The 19,296-nt window shown below is 65.3% G+C and carries 20 protein-coding genes; 18 read left to right on the top strand and 2 right to left on the bottom strand.

Features of this window, described 5'->3' with window-relative positions:
* Window positions 1-1,140: a 3-ketosteroid-9-alpha-monooxygenase, oxygenase component gene (locus AC3WTE_RS07415; protein ID WP_492436694.1), complete on the top strand. Its 1,140-nt coding sequence runs from the start codon at window positions 1-3 to the stop codon at window positions 1,138-1,140.
* 20 nt (window positions 1,141-1,160) lie between these two features.
* Here AC3WTE_RS07415 and AC3WTE_RS07410 read toward each other — a convergent pair whose 3' ends face one another.
* On the bottom strand, window positions 1,161-1,799 hold the full coding sequence (locus AC3WTE_RS07410; protein ID WP_492436693.1) for a TetR/AcrR family transcriptional regulator: 639 nt from the start codon (window positions 1,797-1,799) through the stop codon (window positions 1,161-1,163).
* A gap of 105 nt (window positions 1,800-1,904) precedes the next feature.
* Here AC3WTE_RS07410 and AC3WTE_RS07405 point away from each other — a divergent pair, with 105 nt between their 5' ends.
* From AC3WTE_RS07405 to AC3WTE_RS07385, 5 genes are read left to right on the top strand one after another with little or no spacing between them, the layout of a single operon-like run.
* On the top strand, window positions 1,905-2,660 hold the full coding sequence (locus AC3WTE_RS07405) for an SDR family oxidoreductase (protein ID WP_492436692.1): 756 nt from the start codon (window positions 1,905-1,907) through the stop codon (window positions 2,658-2,660).
* A complete protein-coding gene (locus tag AC3WTE_RS07400; RefSeq protein ID WP_492436691.1) occupies window positions 2,660-3,691 on the top strand; it encodes a phosphotransferase family protein in 1,032 nt (343 codons plus the stop codon). The genes AC3WTE_RS07405 and AC3WTE_RS07400 overlap by 1 nt, the downstream gene beginning before the upstream one ends.
* A 1-nt stretch (window position 3,692) precedes the next feature.
* On the top strand, window positions 3,693-4,913 hold the full coding sequence (locus AC3WTE_RS07395; RefSeq protein WP_492436690.1) for an acyl-CoA dehydrogenase family protein: 1,221 nt from the start codon (window positions 3,693-3,695) through the stop codon (window positions 4,911-4,913).
* A 59-nt stretch (window positions 4,914-4,972) separates the two neighbouring features.
* A complete protein-coding gene (locus AC3WTE_RS07390; RefSeq protein ID WP_492436689.1) occupies window positions 4,973-5,437 on the top strand; it encodes an RrF2 family transcriptional regulator in 465 nt (154 codons plus the stop codon).
* Between the two features lie 54 nt (window positions 5,438-5,491).
* Entirely contained in the window at window positions 5,492-6,628 is a 1,137-nt protein-coding gene (locus tag AC3WTE_RS07385) for a hypothetical protein (protein WP_492436688.1), read from the top strand.
* Here AC3WTE_RS07385 and AC3WTE_RS07380 read toward each other — a convergent pair.
* The gene (locus AC3WTE_RS07380) at window positions 6,562-7,362 is read right to left on the bottom strand and encodes a crotonase/enoyl-CoA hydratase family protein (RefSeq protein WP_492436687.1); all 801 of its coding nucleotides are present in this window, start codon (window positions 7,360-7,362) and stop codon (window positions 6,562-6,564) included. The genes AC3WTE_RS07385 and AC3WTE_RS07380 overlap by 67 nt on opposite strands.
* 259 nt (window positions 7,363-7,621) lie before the next feature.
* Between AC3WTE_RS07380 and AC3WTE_RS07375 the strand changes: the two genes are divergently transcribed.
* From AC3WTE_RS07375 to AC3WTE_RS07320, 12 genes are read left to right on the top strand one after another with little or no spacing between them, the layout of a single operon-like run.
* On the top strand, window positions 7,622-8,269 hold the full coding sequence (locus tag AC3WTE_RS07375) for a TetR/AcrR family transcriptional regulator (protein ID WP_492436838.1): 648 nt from the start codon (window positions 7,622-7,624) through the stop codon (window positions 8,267-8,269).
* Window positions 8,266-9,129, top strand: coding sequence for an MlaE family ABC transporter permease (locus AC3WTE_RS07370; protein WP_492436686.1), 864 nt, complete (start codon window positions 8,266-8,268; stop codon window positions 9,127-9,129). Before AC3WTE_RS07375 ends, AC3WTE_RS07370 begins: the two co-directional genes overlap by 4 nt.
* Window position 9,130: 1 nt before the next feature.
* Complete coding sequence (locus tag AC3WTE_RS07365; RefSeq protein ID WP_492436685.1) at window positions 9,131-9,988, top strand: MlaE family ABC transporter permease; 858 nt, start codon at window positions 9,131-9,133, stop codon at window positions 9,986-9,988.
* On the top strand, window positions 9,988-11,508 hold the full coding sequence (locus AC3WTE_RS07360; RefSeq protein WP_492436684.1) for an MlaD family protein: 1,521 nt from the start codon (window positions 9,988-9,990) through the stop codon (window positions 11,506-11,508). The genes AC3WTE_RS07365 and AC3WTE_RS07360 overlap by 1 nt, the downstream gene beginning before the upstream one ends.
* Entirely contained in the window at window positions 11,505-12,554 is a 1,050-nt protein-coding gene (locus AC3WTE_RS07355) for an MlaD family protein (RefSeq protein WP_492436683.1), read from the top strand. Before AC3WTE_RS07360 ends, AC3WTE_RS07355 begins: the two co-directional genes overlap by 4 nt.
* Window positions 12,551-13,615 carry an MCE family protein gene (locus AC3WTE_RS07350; RefSeq protein WP_492436682.1) on the top strand — a complete coding sequence of 355 codons (1,065 nt, stop codon included), beginning with the start codon at window positions 12,551-12,553 and terminating at the stop codon, window positions 13,613-13,615. The genes AC3WTE_RS07355 and AC3WTE_RS07350 overlap by 4 nt, the downstream gene beginning before the upstream one ends.
* The gene (locus AC3WTE_RS07345) at window positions 13,612-14,781 is read left to right on the top strand and encodes an MCE family protein (RefSeq protein ID WP_492436681.1); all 1,170 of its coding nucleotides are present in this window, start codon (window positions 13,612-13,614) and stop codon (window positions 14,779-14,781) included. Before AC3WTE_RS07350 ends, AC3WTE_RS07345 begins: the two co-directional genes overlap by 4 nt.
* Window positions 14,778-15,896: an MlaD family protein gene (locus tag AC3WTE_RS07340; RefSeq protein WP_492436680.1), complete on the top strand. Its 1,119-nt coding sequence runs from the start codon at window positions 14,778-14,780 to the stop codon at window positions 15,894-15,896. The genes AC3WTE_RS07345 and AC3WTE_RS07340 overlap by 4 nt, the downstream gene beginning before the upstream one ends.
* A complete protein-coding gene (locus AC3WTE_RS07335; protein WP_492436679.1) occupies window positions 15,893-17,152 on the top strand; it encodes an MlaD family protein in 1,260 nt (419 codons plus the stop codon). Before AC3WTE_RS07340 ends, AC3WTE_RS07335 begins: the two co-directional genes overlap by 4 nt.
* 24 nt (window positions 17,153-17,176) lie before the next feature.
* Window positions 17,177-17,806 (top strand): Rv1363c family protein, encoded by a 630-nt coding sequence (locus AC3WTE_RS07330; RefSeq protein WP_492436678.1) that lies wholly within the window; start codon window positions 17,177-17,179, stop codon window positions 17,804-17,806.
* A complete protein-coding gene (locus tag AC3WTE_RS07325) occupies window positions 17,803-18,396 on the top strand; it encodes an Rv1363c family protein (RefSeq protein WP_492436677.1) in 594 nt (197 codons plus the stop codon). The genes AC3WTE_RS07330 and AC3WTE_RS07325 overlap by 4 nt, the downstream gene beginning before the upstream one ends.
* Complete coding sequence (locus AC3WTE_RS07320) at window positions 18,386-19,192, top strand: hypothetical protein (RefSeq protein ID WP_492436676.1); 807 nt, start codon at window positions 18,386-18,388, stop codon at window positions 19,190-19,192. The genes AC3WTE_RS07325 and AC3WTE_RS07320 overlap by 11 nt, the downstream gene beginning before the upstream one ends.
* The last annotated feature ends 104 nt before the right edge of the window (window positions 19,193-19,296 follow it).

Genomic DNA, 19,296 nt, shown 5'->3' with positions numbered 1-19,296 from the left:
ATGTCGGTCGCTGAGCAGGAGTCGACGGAAATCCGGCAGATCGAGGCGGGGGAGAACCCGACCAGGTTCGCCCGCGGCTGGCATTGCCTCGGTCTCATCCGCGACTTCAACGACGGTGTACCCCATCAGATCGACGCCTTCGGAACGTCATTGGTGGTCTTCGCGGACAGCCAGGGCCGGCTCAACGTGCTCGACGCCTACTGCCGGCACATGGGCGGCAACCTCGCGTACGGCAGCGTCAAGGGCGACTCGATAGCGTGCCCGTTCCACGACTGGCGGTGGGGCGGCGACGGCAAGTGCACGTTGGTGCCTTATGCCAAGCGGACACCGCGGCTGGCGCGCACCCGCTCCTGGCTCACGCTGGAACGTAACGGGCAGCTGTTCGTCTGGAATGACCCGCAGGGCAACACCCCTCCGCCGGAGGTCGACATCCCTGAGATCGAGGGATACGGCACGGACGCCTGGACGGAGTGGACCTGGAACATCCAGTTGATCGAGGGCTCACACTGCCGTGAGATCGTCGACAACAACGTCGACATGGCGCATTTCTTCTACGTGCACTACGCATTTCCCCGGAACTTCAAGAACATCTTCGAGGGTCATGTCGCCACTCAGGTGATGGATTCGACGCCCCGGGACGACATGATCGTCAGCACTTTCCACGACCCGACGTCCATTCTCTATTCGGAGGCCTCGTATTTCGGGCCGTCGTACATGATCGACCGGCTCCGCAGCGTGTCCAATGGCGTGACCGTCGAGACCATCCTGATCAATTCACACTATCCGGTCAGCCCGAACTCGTTCGTGTTGCAGTACGGCGCCATCGTCAAGAAGCTCCCGGGTATGACAGAAGCGGAAAACGCCGAACTTGCACGGACTTTCATCGAGGGAGTGCAGACCGGATTCGAGCAGGACGTCGAAATCTGGAAACACAAGGCCCGCATCGACAATCCGCTGCTCACCGAGGAAGACGGTCCGGTGTATCAGCAGCGCCGTTGGTACGAGCAGTTCTATGTCGACGTCGAAGACGTCACACCGGATATGACGGACCGCTTCGAGTTCGAGATCGACACCACGCATTCCATCGAGAGTTGGGAAGCTGAGGTGGCCGACAATCTGGCTGCCGCGACACCGAACTGACCGCCGCAACAGGCGGACGATCAGTCCTCGTCGGATCGACTGTGGCCCAGGAGCGCGGCCACCAGGTCGAGCGCGGTACCGATCTCGGGTGCTCCGCCGCCGAGGAGCGGCGCGTAGAGGTGCGCGTCGCACATCCGGATGAGCGCCAGGCCGAAAGTGGCTGTGGGAAGCGGTAATTCCATTCTGCCTGCGGCCACCTCGGCGTCGAGGAGTTCGCCGACCAGTCGCCCTGCGGTCTGCTCCACGAGTCCGGGCAGCAGCATGAGCCGCACGATCAACAACGGCTCTCGGTGCGACACGGTTTGCAGCGGCTTCGCGTCGACGACCGCGTTCAGAAAGCGGTCCATGACCTTGAGGATGTATTCGGTGCCGCCGGCCGGTTCGGCGTCGGGTCCGGCCTCTGCGGCCATATCGGCGACAGTGCGCCGGAAGGTGCGTTCGGTGGCCTCGGCCAGCACGGTGGCCAGCAAGTCTTCGCGGTTGCCGACCAGTCGATAGAGGGTCGAGCGGCCGATGCCGAGTTCGGTGGCCAGGGCCGACATGTCGACCGGCTCGCCCGCGAGATACAGCCGCGTCGCCGCGTCGACCGCGGCCTGGCGGCTCAGGGCCGTTCCCAGTCGCGCGGGCGGGGCGGACGACGTCGAATCTGCTCCGGACATCCGCCCATTATGGGACATTGCGCGCCTGTGTGCCACTGTGGCACACTTCGGCTATGTGTCCCATGTCCTGGGGCCGGGTACCGCCAACGCCACGAGGAAGTTGACATGAGCACGCGATTCGAAGGAAAGACCGCAATCGTCACGGGTGCCAGTCGTGGCATCGGATTCGCCATCGCCCAGCGTTTGGTCGACGAAGGCGCCAAGGTGGTCATCACCGCACGTAAGCAGGACGCGCTCGACACCGCCGTCGAATCACTCGGCGGGCCGGCCGTCGCCCTCGCGGTGGCCGGCCGCGGCGACGACAGCGAACATCAGGATGCGGTCGTGGCCAAGGCGATCGAAACCTTCGGGAGCGCAGACCTGTTCGTCAACAACACCGGCATCAATCCGGTGTACGGGCCGCTCATGGACATCGACATGGATGCCGCGCGCAAGATCCTCGAAGTCAACGTGCTGTCGGCGCTGTCGTGGGTGCAGAAGGTGAACCGGGCCTGGCAGGCCGAACATGGCGGCGCCATCGTCAACGTCGCATCCATCGCCGGGTTGCGACCGGCCCCGGGCATCGCCTTCTACGGCGTCTCCAAGGCCGCGCTCATCCACCTCACCGAGGAACTGGCCGTCGAGCTGGGCCCGAACATCCGCGTCAACGCCGTCGCTCCGGCAGTGGTCAAGACCCGTTTCGCGACCGCGTTGTACGAGGGGCGCGAGGACGAGGTCAGCGCGAACTACCCGCTGAAACGACTCGGCATTCCCGAAGATATCGGTTCGGTGGTTGCGTTCCTGCTGTCGGATGACGCGGGCTGGATGACCGGCCAGACGTTGACCGTCGACGGTGGCGTGCTCCTGGGTGGTGGCGTCTGATGGCTGCGGATACGCACGTCGAGCTGCCCGGGCTGGACTTGGACCGGCTGGGTACCTGGCTGTCGTCGACCGTGCCCGGCTCCGGTGCCGACTTGTCGGCGACACTGATTGCCGGGGGCAAGTCCAACCTGACTTACCGTGTCACAGATGGTGATTCGTCATGGATCGTCCGGCGCCCGCCAGTGGGTGAACTGCTCGCCACCGCACACGATATGGGCCGCGAACATCGCATGATGTCGGCGCTCGCGCCCACGGCGGTGCCGGTACCGGCCATGTACGGCTTCTGCGATGACGTATCCGTCCTCGGCGCCCCGTTCTACGTGATGGCCGAGATCGACGGCATGCCGTACCGGCACGCCACCGAATTGGCGGCGCTCGGCGCCGAGCGCACCCGGCTCATTTCGGAGCGGCTCGTCGACACCCTGGTCGCGGTGCATTCCGTCGATCCGTCATCGGTGGGGCTCGGTGACTTCGGCCGGCCCGACGGCTTCCTCGGGCGCCAGGTCGGCCGGTGGCACAAGCAGTTTGCCGCCGCCTACACCCGGGATCTGCCGGCCATTGAAGAGCTCTATCAGGCTCTGGCAGGGCGGGTCCCGGCCGACTCGGCACCTGGCATCGTGCACGGTGACTACCGCTTGGACAACGTGCTTTTCGACTCCGATGACCGGCCTGCTGCCGTAATCGACTGGGAACTGGCCACTATCGGCGACTCGCTCACCGACCTGGCGCTGATGGTGGCGTACGGCCGGCTCGCCGGCGCGGATGCCGCGCAAGCGGTCAGTGATGTCAGCGAGGCGCCGGGCTTCCTGAGCGAACAGGAGATCATCGACAGGTACCGCGCCGGAATCGACCGCAGCCTAGGCGATTTCGCCTTCTACCTGGGCCTGGCCTTCTTCAAGATGGCGGGCATCTTCGAAGGCATCCACTACCGCTATGTCAACGGACAGACCGTCGGCGACGGGTTCTCGTTCGCCGGTGACGCCGTGCACTTCCTGCTGGACGCCGGCCTCAACGCACTCAAGGAGCACTGATATGGAATTCGCCTACGACGCCAAGACCAACGAAATGGTCGCCGAACTGACGGCGTTCATGGACAGTCACGTGTATCCCGCAGAGAAGACGTTCCATGAGCAGCTCAATGCTCTGGACAACCGGTGGGCGTGGGACAGCGTGCCGGTGCTCACCGAGCTGCGCGCCGAAGCCCGGCGTCGCGGGTTGTGGAATCTGTTCCTTCCCGGGCAGAAGGGCGCGGGCCTGACCAACCTGCAGTACGCGCCGTTGGCCGAAATCACCGGCCGCAGTATCCAATTGGCACCTGCAGTGTTCAACTGCGCAGCTCCGGACACCGGAAACATGGAGGTGCTCAATGAGTTCGGCACCGAGGAGCAGCAGCGCCGGTGGCTCGAGCCGTTGCTGGACGGCGAGATTCGCTCTGCCTTCGCCATGACCGAGCCCGACGTGGCCAGCTCCGATGCCACCAACGTCGAGTTGTCGATCGTCCGTGACGGCGACGAATATGTGATCAACGGTCGTAAGTGGTGGATCACCGGCGCGATGAACCCGAACTGCACGGTGTTCATCGTCATGGGCAAGACCGACCCGACGGCAGAACGTCACCGTCAGCAGTCGCAGATCCTGGTGCCCCGGGACGCCCCGGGGCTGGAGGTGCTGCGCGGCATGGAGGTTTTCGGCTACGACGACCACGACCACGGCGGACACGCGGAGCTGCGGTTCACCGATGTGCGGGTGCCGGTGTCGAATGTGATCGGCGAGGAAGGTGCCGGGTTCGCGATCGCTCAGGCCCGTCTGGGACCGGGCCGTATCCACCACTGCATGCGCGCCATCGGTGTCGCCGAGCGTGCCATCGAGATGATGTGTCAGCGGGCCGCGAGCCGTGTCGCGTTCGGCAAGCCGCTGGCCGAGCAGGGCGTGATCCGGGACTGGATCGCCGAGTCCCGCGTGCGGGTGGAGCAGTTGCGGCTGCTGGTGCTCAAGACCGCGTGGTTGATGGACACCGCGGGAAATCGCGGCGCGCACACCGAGATTCAGTCCATCAAGATCGCCACGCCGCTGACCGTGCAGTGGATTCTGGACAAGGCCATCCAGGTGCACGGTGCCGGCGGGGTGTCGCAGGACTTCCCGCTTGCCGCGATGTACGCGGGCATCCGCACCCTGCGCTTTGCCGACGGACCGGACGAGGTACACAAGAACGCCCTCGCTCGCACGGAGCTGAAGAAGCATCTGGTGAGCTGACGCACGCACGCCCGGAACGCTTATTTGCATCGGAAATGACGATTAAATAGCGTGGTCATGTGCGGTTGACCGGTTTCAGTGACGTCGGGCTGCGGATCTTGATCCGGCTCGCCGCTGAAGACGGCCGGCAGCGGATTTCGACGCGGCAGATCGCCGAGGACATGCAGATCTCGTACACGCACGCGACCAAAGCGTGCGCGCACCTGGCGGCATCCGGCTGGCTCGATGCCGACCGGGGCCGGGGCGGCGGACTGGCCCTCACCGAGGCCGGCCGCACCGCTCGACTCGGCGACATCGTGCGGTCGCTGGAAGACGATGGCGACACCGAGTTGGTCGATTGCAGTGGGCTGGACTGTCCACTGCAATCGGCGTGCCGGCTCCGTGCGGCGTTGGCAGAGGCCAAGGCGGCGTTCTACGCGTCGCTGAACACCAGCACGGTCGCCGATCTCGCGCAGCCACCGACCCGGAATCTCCTCATCAGCCTTGGTGCGCTGGCCGCGCAGATCGATTCCCGCGCCGATTGAACCGAACGGCTCGGTAGTTCGTGGTACCCACAACCGCTGTGTAAGGGGATCACGATGCAACTTTCCGCACGCCTGCCAACGGACCTCGCGGCCGCTACCGTCGCTTTGGTGGTCGTCGCACCTTTGGCGCCTCTCGCCCCGACCGTCGAGCATTCGTCGCCGCCGACTGTCGCGCGCGAAATCCGTTTGGCCGCCACGGTTCCACCGGGTGGGCTGCTCACCAGCTTCGTGAACAACCAGGGCATCTACTGTTCGATCATCTGTCCGCTGCTGGCGCAGACCGTCACGACGGGTGTCACGACCACATTGCAGGAGCCGGGAGTGTTCCTCGCGGCACTGCCGGCGAACGGCCTGCTCAAGGCCATCGGCATCGCCGGCGCGTCGATGACGGGGCCCACCGCGGCGGCCATGGACAAGGCCATCGAGGCCGACGCGGCCATTCCCGCGCAGCGCGCCCTGAATGCCTTTGAGGTCGGTGTTGTCGGCCTGCTCAACATCCCCCCGGCGTTCCTGGGTGGCCCGGGCGCAGTTCTCGACGCGTTCCAGCAATTCCGTCAGCAGACCTTCGATGCGCTCAACGCACCTGTCGTACCGAACCCGGTGCCGACCGTCATGCCGCACGGCGTACTCCAGGTCGCGGTCATCGGTACCATCAATGTGGTTGCGGCGGTGATCTTCCCGGCCTTCAACGACGTCCTCGCCGGCGCGTTCCATGTGCCCGACGCTGTCGCACAGGAACTGGCCAAGAGCGGCAATCCGCTCCGCGCGGCCATGGCAGGGATCCAAACCGCCGTCGGGGTCGTGACCGCGGCCGGAACGGTCATCGCGAACACTATCGTCACCGAGGTCAACAAAGTGCGCGCCGCTGCCATGGCGCCGGGTGCCTTTGCACCGCTGGCAGCGTCGAAGCCCGTCACCACGGCGGCGATCACCCCGTCTGCTGCCACCTCGTCCGCTGTCACCACGTCGCAGTCGCCGCCGAAGAAGCCGAAAACTGCGCTCGCATCACCGTCGCAGACGTCCGCGCAGCTCCCGGGCCCGCTGCCCGGGCTGGCGAAAGGTCTGACGAAAGCCCTGACGCCCAAGACCGGCCCCAAGGCCGAGCCCGGCGGCAAGTCCGGATTTCAGTCCAGTGATCGCGGCGCCCAAACCGGCGTGCCGTCCCGACCGGCCTTGCGTGCCAAACGGTGATTGCGGCCGCGCAGCAGCCGCAGCTGCAAGAGCGACTCGGTCCAGAACGCTGACCGCGGCGTCGAGGTCCACGTCGAGTCGAACAGTTTCTTGGTGGCGGCCAACGCATCGGGAGACCGCTCGATGAGCTGTGCGGCCAACCCCTCTGCCGCCTGCATCGGGTCGTCGGCAACCGATGTGACCAATCCATAGCCCAAGGCCTCGGTCCCGGAGAACACCTCTGCGGTCATGGTCAGCCGCTTGGCCACATCTATCGGCAGTAGCTCGCGGAGTGTCACCGACCCCGTCATGTCCGGGATCAGGCCCCACCGGGCTTCCATGACCGACAGCTTGCAGTCCGGCGTCGCGATGCGGAAGTCCGCGGCCAGGGCCACCTGCAGTCCGCCGCCGTAGCAGTGGCCGTGCACCGCCGCGATCACGGGCACCGGCAACTCGCGCCACGCCCAGCAAGCTTTCTGGAACAGGTTGGTCTTCTGCCCGGGCACCTTGCCGAAGTTGCGCACGGCGCTGAACCCCTGCAGTTTGGCGCCGGCGAAGTCCAGTCCGGTGCAGAACGCGCGTCCGTCGCCGTGCAGGATCACGACCCGCACCGAACGGTCTCGCGCCAGTTGGCCGGGGACCGTGGCGAGCGCCTCCAGCATCGGTAGATCGAGGCTGTTCATCTTGTTTGCCCGGTTGAGTGTTGCGTAGGCGATGCCATTGCGGATGTCGACGGTGATCCGGTCCGTTGCCATGGGGGCAGGATAGTGCGGCCCGGCTGATTACCACGGCGACCGCCGAAGCTGTGGGTATTCGGCGAAATTGCAGAAACAGCCACTTGGCTGCGAGGACCGCCCTACTCTGCTGCGACAGCGCTTCTGTGCAATTTCCAGCAAATCTGCATCGCATGGCCACTTGCGCGCGAGACAATTCATTCCGCTTCGCGAAGACTGTGTCCCAAACCGGAATAGATACGCTACTGTGATCTGCGTGACAGGCGAGGCGCGCGCGACCATGGCGGAACGTCAGCGTGCGAAACGGGCTGAACTGGTACGCGAGGAAGTCATCGAAGCAGCGTTGGCCGAGTTCGCCGAGCGGGGATATCACCAGACCTCGATCAGTCACATTGCCAAGCGCCTCGGGTCCGGCCATTCGATGTTCTACCGGTACTTCGAGAACAAACGCGATATCGTCGACCACGCCGTGCGCCAGGTGAACGCCCGGGTGCTCGCCGCGATCGGCGATACGACGCCGGGACGGCTGACGTCCATCATTGAGTTCCGCGATCACCTACTGGGTATCGGCATGGCCTACAGCGAACTGCTGGCCGATGAGCCGCGCCTGATGCAGTTGATCGTGGTGCAGGCGGCCGGCGTCGATCAGCAGATGACCGAGGAATTCCAGCGCCTTTTCGATGACGGTGCCCGCGTGCTCGCGACACTGCTGCGGGACGGCATCAAGCAGGGCTACATCCGCGCCGATGTCGACGTGCGCGCCACCGCTCAAACGATCTGTGCCATCCCGTTCGGTATCGCCCTGCGCTACGGCCAGAAGCCGAGCCGTGAGGAGTTGCTTGCGCAGACCCTCGCAAGCAACGAACTGGTGTGCCGTGGCATCGCCACCGAGTGGCCACAGCCCGGCCAGGAAGCGGCAGGCCGATGACCGATCAGGCACAGCGCGGGGGATTGGCGAAGTGGGGCGCCATCGCCGAGGCCATCGACTGGGTGAAGCGTTATCTGCAGAACCATCCGATCGCGTCGCTGAGCACTGCCGGCGGGCAGATCGTGCTCGGGCTGCGGACGCTGGAGTATTTGTTCTTCGACATCGTCAAGGGCCGGTTCCAAGTACGCGAGTTCCTGGATCAGGCCGCGTTCATGGCCGGAACTGCCTTCACTCCAACGGTTCTGGTGACCATCCCGATCAGCGTGACACTGTCGATCCAGTTCGCCCTGCTGGCCGGCCAGGTCGGCGCGTCATCGCTGTCGGGTGCGGCCACCGGCCTGGTGGTCATCCGGCAGGGCGCGCCGCTGGTCGCCTCGCTGCTGTTGGCAACGGCGGTCGGTTCTGCCGTCTGCGCCGACCTCGGGTCGCGGACCATGCGTGAGGAGATCGCCGCCATGGAGGTCATGGGGGTGTCGCCGATCCAGCGCCTCGTCGTGCCGCGGCTGGCCGCACTGGTCCTCATCGGTGTGCTGCTGACCGGCGTCACCAGCTTCGTGGGCTACCTCGCCAGCTACATGTTCAACGTCTACCTGCAGAACGGCACCCCGGGCTCGTTCATCGCCACGTTCTCGTCGTTCTCGACCGTCGGTGACCTGGCGCTGGCCATGGTGAAGGCCATCGTCTTCGGCGTGATCGTGGCGGTGATCAGTTGTCACAAAGGCCTGGACACCCGCGGCGGTCCGGCAGGTGTGGCCAACTCGGTGAATGCCGCGGTGGTGGAGTCCGTGCTGCTGATGATGATCGTCAACGTGGTGATGAGCCAGCTGTACGTCATCGTGTTCCCGAAGACGTCGATCTGACATGGCAGCCCCGTCAACATTCACCCCGCAACTCTTGCGGCCGTTCACCGCGGTCGGCAACGGGCTGCTGAAAGTGGCCGGACGCACCGGTCACATGATCGAGTTCTTCGGCAAGGTCGTACTGGCCATGCCGACGATGTGGTTGCGCTACCGCAAGGAACTGCTGCGGCTGCTGTCGGACATCACGTGGGGTAACGGCTCCATCGTGGTAGGCGGTGGCACGCTGAACGTCGCTGGGGTGCTTGGCATCACGGCCGGGGCGCTGGTCGCGGTCGAGGGCTATAACGCGCTGAACCTGTTGGGCCTCGGGCCGGCCACGGGTCTGGTCTCGTCGTTCGCGACAACCCGAGAATTGGCGCCGGCCATGATCGCGATGGCCTTCATCGCCCAGGCCGGCTGCCGGTTCACCGCCCAACTCGGCGCCATGCGGATCAACGACGAGATCGACGCGCTGGACACCCTCGGCATCAACTCCGTGGCCTACCTCGTGGCGACGCGGGTGGTGGCCTCGGTGATCGCCGTGGTCCCGCTGTTCCTGGCGGCGCTGGCGCTGGCCTACCTGTCCTGCCAGGTTGTCAGCGTCGTGGCGGGCCAGTCCACGGGCACGTATCTGCATTACTTCGGACTGTTCCTCGAGGGCCGCGACGTGCTGTTCGCGACCGTCAAAGCGGTCATCTTCGTGTTCATCTCGTCGACCATCCAGTGCTATTACGGCTACTTCGCCTCCGGCGGTCCAGCAGGTGTCGGCGTGGCAGCCGGCCGGGCCATGCGCGGCAGTGTCACTGTGGTGATGATCGTCAACATGCTGCTCACCATGGCGCTGTGGGGCGTCATCAGCGGCGCAAGGTTCGGTGGCTGATGGGCAACTCGTTCGACCACGACCCGCGCGGATCGACCGACCGCAAGCTGGGCATCATCGGGCTGTGCTTCACGGTGGTCGCAGCGTTCGCCGCCGTGCTGATGGTCGCCAAATCGCAAGGCAGGCTGGACGATTTCATCCGGGTGGACCTGAAGCTCATCAACATCGGTGACGGCCTGCCGGAACGGTCCGACGTGAAGTTCCGCGGCGTCATCGTCGGCATGGTTTCGGGGGTGACGCCGTCCCAGCACGGTCAGCCGAACGTGGTGCACGTGAACATCCAGCCGCAGTTCGCCGCAGAAATCCCCGACAACGTGACCGCTCGCGTGGTGCCGGCCAACATCTTCGCGGTGTCGGCGGTTCAGCTCGTGCAGAACGGCGGCGGGACGCGGCAGATCCGTTCCGGCGACGTCGTGCTCGAAGACCAGACCCTGCCGACGGTGCTGTTCCAGAACGTGCTGGCCAAGTTGCGCCAGCTGCTCAAAGCGGTGGGGCAGTCACCTGACGCCAACAATGTCGGTGTCTTCGCGGCGCTGGCGGAGGCCACCCACGGTCGCGGGCAGAAGATCACCGACGCCGGCCACAGTCTCAACGCCGTGATGCAGCAATTGAATACGGTGGTCAGGTCCGACGACACCGGCCCGACGACGCTGTCGGCATTGAAGGCCGCGGCCGAGAGCCTGCGCACCGTGTCGCCGGATCTGTTCACCGCGTTGGACAGTTCGGTGCGGCCGATGCAGACCTTCGCCGAGAAGCGTTCGCAGCTCACCGAATTCCTCTCCGGTGGCCTGCGGACCACCGGCACGCTGGCCGACGCGTTCGACCACCAGACCGATCGCATGATCCAGGTGAGCACCGGTCTGACGCCGGCAATCGGTGTGCTGGCCGACCACGCCGGCGAATTCCATGGTGTGTCAACCCGATTGCAGGCTTTGGCCAACAAGATCTACGACGAGGGCTTCGACAAGGACTCGGGTCTGCTCATCTGGAAAGCGGCCATCTCGATGAATCCGTCGCGTCAGTACACCCGGGCGGACTGCCCGCGGTATGGCGCGATGGAAGGCCCGAGCTGTCAGACCGCGCCGGAAACTCCGACCGCGCCGGACCTGAAGCCCGGTCTGGAATCGATGGGTATGGCCACCCCGCCGTGGGTGACCGAGAACCGTCCCAACATTGCGCCGCCGCGCTTTTCGGTCCCGGTCGTGCCGGACTTCCCCGGTCCGCCGGACCCCGATGCACCGCCTGCGCCGCAGGCTGCACCCGGGCCCGGCCAGCAAGCCGTGCCCGCACCGGCCGGTCCGCCGCTGCCCGCAGAAGCCGGCGCGCCCGCCGGCCAGGTTCAACAGCAATCGGCATCGGTGTTCGGCGGGACCGTCGGACCGGTCGGCAGCCAGAGCGAGAAGGACCAGCTGAGCCAGATCGTCGGTGGCCCAGCGACATCCGCCCAACAGTTGCTGCTGGCGCCCGTTGTCCGCGGCAGTGACGTACAGGTCACCCCGGCGCTGGAGGGGCAGCCATGAAATTGAAGCGCAGCTCCGTCGTGTTCCTGACGCTGTTCCTCGTCTTCTCGGTGGCCGTCACCTGGATGGTTTTCGCCACGTTGCAGCGCAACGTCGCCGGACCGACGTCGAGCTATTCGGCGATCTTCAGTGACGTGTCCGGGTTGGCCGAAGGTGACGACGTCCGGGTAGCCGGTGTCCGGGTCGGCCGCGTCGACAAGATCGAGCTGACGCCGGACAACCAGGCCAAGGTCTCGTTCCAGGTGCGCAGCAACCAGACGCTGTACACCAACACGCTGGCCTCGGTGACCTACCAGAACATCATCGGGCAGCGGTACCTGGGCTTGAGTCAGGGGGAGGGCGACAAGCGGAAACTCCCTGTCGGAGCCCAGATTCCGGAGAACCGAACCAACCCTTCGTTCGACATCTCCTACATGCTGAACGGCTTCGAGCCGCTGTTCACCGAACTGGACCCGAAACAGGTGGACAACCTGACAAGTGCCATCATCCAGGCGTTCCAGGGCAACCAGGGATCGCTGCTGACGTTGACGACCCAGGCCTCGGTGCTGACGCAGACCCTCGCGGGTCCCGATGCGGCGCTGGGCGATTTGATCGCCAACCTGGACAAGTTGATGACGACACTGGCCAAGCAGAGCACCAATCTGCAGACGATGCTCCACGAAACCTCGGTGTCGATCGCGGCACTGAACGGCCGGCGCGACGAACTGGTGTCCTCGGTGGGTTCGATCACCGCCAACGTGTCGCGGTTGTCGGCGATCGTCAACGCGATCACCCCGAACATGCAGCAGTTCATCGACCGCGACCCGGGATTCTTGAAATACAGCGTGACGGACGGAAAGGCCCGCTTGGCGTACGCGGTCGCCAACGTGCCGTTGCTGCTCAAAGGACTTGCCCGTGCCGGGCAGGAGGGCACCTACATCGACGTGTATGCCTGCGATCTCGATTTCGGTCTGTGGCGAGGTTTGCTCAATTGGTTCCGGATGTTCGTCACCAGGGCGACACCCGGCAACGGCGGCGAAGTGTGGCACACGGCGGTGTGCCGATGAGCAGCCTGTTCGGTGGCCCGCTCCGTCCGGCGAACATCCCGGGTGGGCGTAAGCGAGTTCTGGAGGACTACAACAAGTTCTGGCTCGGCGTTATCGGCCTGATGGTGATCATCGTGATGGTCGCTGCAGTCGTCCTGGTCAGTGTCCTGGACCTCGGGAAGAAGCAGTACACCGCTGAGTTCGCCCAGGCTGCCGCCATCAAGTCGGGCAACGCGGTGACCATCGCGGGTATCAACGTCGGCGAGGTGCAGAACGTCGAGCTGGCCGGCGACCACGTGGTGGTGACCTTCAAAGCCGACAAGAACGTGCGGCTGGGCACCGACACTCGGGCGTCCATCAAACTCACGACCATCCTGGGCTCGCGGTACTTGGAGATCTCTCCCGCCGGTCCTGGCCACATCGCCGGCGACACAATCAAATTGAGTCATACGGAGGTGCCGTATGACTTGCAGAAGACCCTGGAGGGCGCGACCAGCACCCTGTCTCCGCTCGATGCGGACAAGATCGCCGAGTCGGTGCGGGTGATGAGTGGCAGCCTGCAGGGTGTGCCCGACGCCCTGCCCGAGGCACTGACCAATCTGAACTCGCTTTCGGGCGTCATCCAGTCCCGCCGTGACCAGCTCGGCACCTTGATCACCAACGCAGACACCATCGCGGCGCTGCTGCACCGGCAGAAGGCTGATCTGGGCGCATTGGTGCTGCAGGGCAACCAGATTCTCGGTGAGATCGCCACTCGGCGGGCCGCGATGCAGCGGCTGTTCGACGGGGTGACGCTACTGGCTGATCGGGCCCACACGCTCCTGGCCAATGAACCGCAGCTCGACGCCTTAATCGCCAATCTGCATGAGTTTTCGAAGCTGCTTGCCGAGCACGACGCCCTGGTCCGCAGCATTCTGCAGGTCGCCCCGGTGACGGCGCGCAACATCGCAAACCTGACCGGCAGCGGCAACGGCGCCGACATCACTCTGCCTGCGGGCGTCATGATCGACTCCTGGATGTGTGCGATCAGCGGCCGGGCCCGCCAGTTCAACATCGTCGAGTACTTCAAGGACTGCAAATGAGTAAGCGTGCCTTGATGATCGGGGCGGTTCTGGTGATCGTGGTCGTCGCGACGGTGACGACGGCGGCGGCGGTGGTGCCGCGGGTCTGGCAGCGCAACATCACCGTGACAGCGCACTTTCAGGACGCGGTGGGGTTGTATCCGGGCAACGCGGTCTCGGTGCTGGGCATGCAGGTCGGCAAGGTCGACACTGTGGTGAACAAGGGCAACTACGTCGAGGTCACCATGGACATCGACAAGTTGGTCCCGATCCCCAGTGATGTCACTGCCGCCACCGTCTCGGCATCGATCCTCACCGACCGGCACGTCGAGCTGACCCCGCCTTACCGTGGTGGAAACAAGCTGCGTGACGGTGATCTGATCGCGTTGGGCCACACCAGGACTCCCGTCGAGTTCGACAAGACCTTGTCGATGATCGACAAGCTGGGCACCGCGCTGCGTGGCAACCCTGAGGGTGGTGGTCCGCTGGGAGATCTGGTGAACCTGGGCTCGCGGATCAGTTCCGAGAACAGCAGCCAGATCAAATCGACGCTGACCAAGTTGTCCGACGCGCTCAAGGTCGGCCCCGACGGTGGGGCACAGACTCAGAAGAACCTGCAGGAGATCATCCGCAGCGTCTCCGATCTCACCCAGTCGGCCGCCGAAAATGATGACGCCATCCGCAAATTCGGCGGCAACGTGCATCAGTTGAGCGATATTCTCGCCGACCAGAACCTGGGCTCGGGGCGCACCGGAGCCAAGGCCAATGAGATTCTCGACGAGGTCAGCGGGCTGCTGGATCGCCATCGCGATCAGCTCAAAGGGGCGTTCGGGGACTTGAACACCGTCGTCGGGTCGTTGGCGGACAACAAGCGTGAGTTGATGGAAACGCTGGATGTGCTGCCGCTGACCCTTGACAACGTCTACAACGCGCTCGACCCGGTGGGTGGCAGCATCCGCGGCCACCTGGTGACCGACAAGCTGTTGGCGTACAACCAGCTGAACAAGGAACTGTGCAACCTGATGGGCCTCAAGCAGTTGGGTTGCGCGACAGGGACACTGCAGGATTACGGCCCGGACTTCGGCCTGACCTCGATGATGGACCTGATGGCCAACGGTATCGGTCCGTCGGGTCAGGGCGAACCGCCCAAACCGGCCGCACCCGCACCGGGAGGGCCGACCCGATGAGGGCGAGATCCGTTGTGCGCGGGGCTCAGTGGGCCGGTGCGCTCGGTGGCGTGCTGCTGATGACCGGTTGCGCCGCGGGCCTCGACAGCGTGCCGTTGCCGTCGCCGGGATCAAGCGGTGCGACGTACGGCCTCAATGCGGTGTTCTCCGACGCGCTGAACCTGCCGTCCAAGGCGAAAGTACGGCTGTACGGCGCCGACATCGGTGAGGTCACGTCGATCGAGGCCGTGGACTTCACCGCGAAGGTGTCCATGCGCATCCGGCAGGATGTGCCGCTGCCAGTGGGAAGTACCGCCGAATTGCGTTCGGCCACACCGCTGGGCGATGTGTTCCTGCAGATTCGTCCACCGAGCGGCAATGCCGATGGCGGCGCGCTGCTCCGGGGCGGTGACACTATCGGATTGGCGTCGACGGCTGCGGCGCCAACGGTCGAGGAGCTGCTCAACTCCCTGGCGATGTTGGTCAACGGGGGTGCGATCCGGGCGTTGACCACCGATGTCAACGGCGCCGGACGGGTGGTCGGTGGGCGCGGTGAGAAGCTGGCCGGGTTGATCGCCGAGACCAACCAGTTCCTGTCGAAGATGACGGCGCGTTCCGCTCAGTTGGACGCGACATTGCGCAGTACGTCGAACATGGCGGCTGAGGTGGCTCGTCACCAACAGAGCATCGACACGGCGCTGGCTGCCGGTGCCCCGGCTTTGGCCGTCGTCGCCGACAACACCACGCGGATCATGGATGTCATCGACAACGTCGGCCGGATCACGCGGCAACTGTCCAAGTTCCCGTCGATGCAGGGCACCGACACCCGCAGTGTCGCTGCCGATGTCAACAAGTTGTCGCAGGTGTTCAACGAGATCGCCATGGACCCGAACATCTCGCTGACCGCGTTCAACCGACTGATCGGAATCCTGGTCAAGTCCACCGATTCGACTGCGGTGCACCTGCGGGCGGAGATTGCGAAGATCGCCATCGGTGCGCTGCCCGACAAGAACTACGCGGGCGACCCCGGCATGCACGGACCTGACGGCACCGACTGGCACCTGATGATCGGCAGCCTGCGCTACGAGTGGAACATGCTGCTCGGCCGCATCTACGGATCGGATCGCACCCGATGAACGTGCTGAACAGCCTGGTGGCGTTCGTGATTCGGGTCATCAAGGCGGTGGCCGGCCGCAAGGTCGTCCTCGCGCTCTTCGGCCTGCTGCTCACCGCGGTGATCGCGTTCGGCTACATCGCTATCGATGGATTGCGGTTCAACCCGTTCCACCGGACCATGGCGATCCGCATCATGCTGCCCGAGTCCGGTGGCCTGCTGGCCAATCAGGACGTCACGTTGCGCGGCATCCCGATCGGTCATGTCGCTGCGGTCAACCTCACCAGCAGCGGTGTCGAGGCGGTCGCCTCCGTCGACTCGGCGGCCCACATCCCGACGGACAGCCCGGTGCGGGTATCCGGTCTGTCGGCGGCGGGGGAGCAGTACCTGGACTTCCGGCCCGAGCACGGCGGCGGTCCGTATCTCACTGATGGCGCGGTCATTTCGGGCAAGCAGGCCGGCATCCCGGTGACGCTGCCGCACATCATCGACCACAGCCGCGGCGCGCTGGCGCAGCTCGACGCCGACAAGCTCGGCAAGATGTTCAGCGAGCTGCACGTCACCAAGGACGGCCCACGCAAGCTCGCGGCCATCCTGGACGGTGCCAGCCTGCTGGCCAACACCGTGGATTCGGTGCTGCCCGAGACGGTCAGCATGATTCGCACCACGCGCGTGGTGTTCAGCACGGTTGCCGATGTCCGTCCGGGCCTGGCCGCCACCACGAACGACCTGACCGAGGTGCTCGGCGGCGTGAACAAGATGGATGGCGGCTTCCGTACCCTCGTCGACCGTGGTGAGCCGCAGTTGGCCACGCTGGACAATCTGATCGCCGACAACCGGCAGAACGTCGTGCAGATCCTCGGCAACCTGACCACGGTGTCGCAGATCATCTATCAGCGCATTCCGGCGCTGCAGTACATCTGGCGGCCGGACCGGGATCCGTTCATCGACCGCTTTGCGACCACCGTTCATGATGGCGGTGTCTGGGCGATCGGCGATATCTATCCCAAGTACCGGTGCGACTACAACCTGCCCCGGCATGCGCCGTCCGACGCGAGTTTCCCCGAGCCGTACAAGTACACCTACTGTGAGGACAAGGATCCATCGTTGTTGGTTCGTGGCGCCCGCAACGCGCCGCGGCCGCCGGGGGACGACACCGCCGGCCCGCCGCCGGGGTATGACCCCCACGCGGTGACCGACAAGACGCCGCACTACCCGGGTTACACCATCGACACCCCATACGGGGGTCCGTCGTACCCGATTCCGATGCCGAACTGACGGGCCACGAGACCGCGAGAAATGATGAGTAAACGAACTGCCAGTGCCGATGTATTCGAGCAGGTGCAAGACACCGAGGCCGACGAGATCCGACCGCCAGGCGAAGCGGAGGCCGCCGACGTGACCGAGGTGGACGCGTCCGCCGAGGCCGCGGAGCCGGCGACCGCGGCGGCGAAGGGCCGGGTCCGCCTCGCCACGCTGGTGTGCGCCTTGCTGTTCGCGATTCTGGTGGCAGCGCTGGGATTCTTGGGCTGGCGCCAGTATCAGCAGTACCAGGTCAACGCGGCGAGCGAGGCCGGGCTGCAGGCCGCCAAGGATTACGCCGTGGTGCTGACCACGTTGGACGCCAAGAACATCGACGAGAACTACCGCAAGTCGCTTGACGGGGCCACTGGGGAGTTCAAGGACGCCTACAGCCAGGGCGCCACCCAGCTGCGGCAGGTGCTGATCGACAACAAGGCCTCGGGAACGGGCATCGTCGTCGCGGCGGCCGTGAAGTCCGCGACGCCGGACAAGGTCGAGGTGCTGTTGTTCGTCGACCAGTCGATCACCAACGCGAACAACCCGAGCCCGCGCATCGACCGCAACCGCATCGACATGACCATGGAGAAGGTCGGCGACCGCTGGCTGGCCGGTAAGGTCGAAATCCTGTGACCGACAAGGAGACCGACGTCGCCGAGGTTGCCGAGGTCGAGCCGCCCGCGGTTGCAGAACCCAAGGCGCCCAAGGTCCCGAAGACCTATGCGGTCCGGCGCAGCCTCTGCTTGGCCGCGGCGGTCGTGATCATCGCGCTGTCCGCCGCAGCGGGAACGGCATGGGCACTGGTGTACGGCCAGCATCAACGCGATGCCGAAGCGGCCGACGCACTCGCCGCAGCCAGGGGTTACGCGGTGATGCTGACCACGACCGACCAGAACACGATCGACAAGAACTTCGCCGATGTCCTGGGCGGGGCGACCGGCGAGTTCAAGGACGCCTACAGCAAGGCCGCGGCGACCATGCGAAAGATGTTGATCGACAACAAGGTCAGCACGACCGGCGTCATCGAGGATGCGGCGGTCAAGGCCGTGCGCGGCGATCACGTGGACGTGCTGCTGTCGGTGAAGCAGGACGTCACCAGTGCCGCTGCGAAAGACAAGCGGACCGACTACGTCAGCGTGTCGATGACGATGCGCAAGGTGGGCGATCGCTGGCTGGCGGCCGAGGTGCTGCTCGCCGGAGCGGACGGTAAACGTGGCAAGTAGAGTCCGGGCGGCCCTGGCTGCCTTGGGTGCAACAGTTGTCGCTACGGCGTGTTTCACGGGTGCCCCGGCCGCCCACGCGGCCATCGACAGCTTCTGCTCCGGGCTCGGCGCAGTCTGGGACGGCGGTGCCTGCACCGCCGTGGTCAAATCCCAGCGGGAAGCCGAAATGCTGCTGTCCCTTCGGGTTCCGGCCGAATTGATCGACAACCCGACCGCCGGGCCGGTACTGCGCGACTATTACACCCGGCTGTTCAACGGCTGGCGCGCCACCGGAAACACCACGCCGCGTGACAGCAGTGCCCGGGCCGACTACGAGATCATTCCGGGGCCCGGAGGGTTGCAGTCGGTGGTGGTCCACGAAACGTTCGAACCGTTCGGTATTCAGTCCAACAACGCCTACCGATCGTTCCTCTTCGACATGAATGCCGGGCGGCGGCTGTTCCTTCCCGATCTGTTCCGGCCGGGAGTCGATGCGAATCAAGCCGTTTCCGCCGCCGCAGCCCCGATCCTGCCGCCGGTGCTCGACGCGGCCCTGCCACCGCACGCGCCCGGTACCTACCCGTTCACCGTGGCGGAGTTCCAGCCCGATGGAGACGGCCCCGGATACTCGGGTAACTACCGGGCCTTCGCTGTCACCGGCGATTCACTGCGCCTCTACATGCCCGACCAACCGCTGTCCCGTGAAAGCCCAAGCCCGCGAGACCGATTCAGTTGGTCCATGGACGGCGGCACCGTGGTGGCAAACGTACCGCTCGCCGCGTTGGCGGGTCAGCTGAAGCCGCAGTACGGCGGCTGAAGTACCGGGCAGCCTCACCGCGACCCGGATCGGCGCGGCCCCATTCCCCTTCCTGGTTGGGGCCGGGGCGGTAGCATCGGCGCGGGCGGGTTGATGGGGACATT

Source organism: Mycobacterium sp. FW102-FHT13B02 (assembly GCF_058790275.1).
This window is presented reverse-complemented; position numbering and strand designations above follow the sequence as displayed.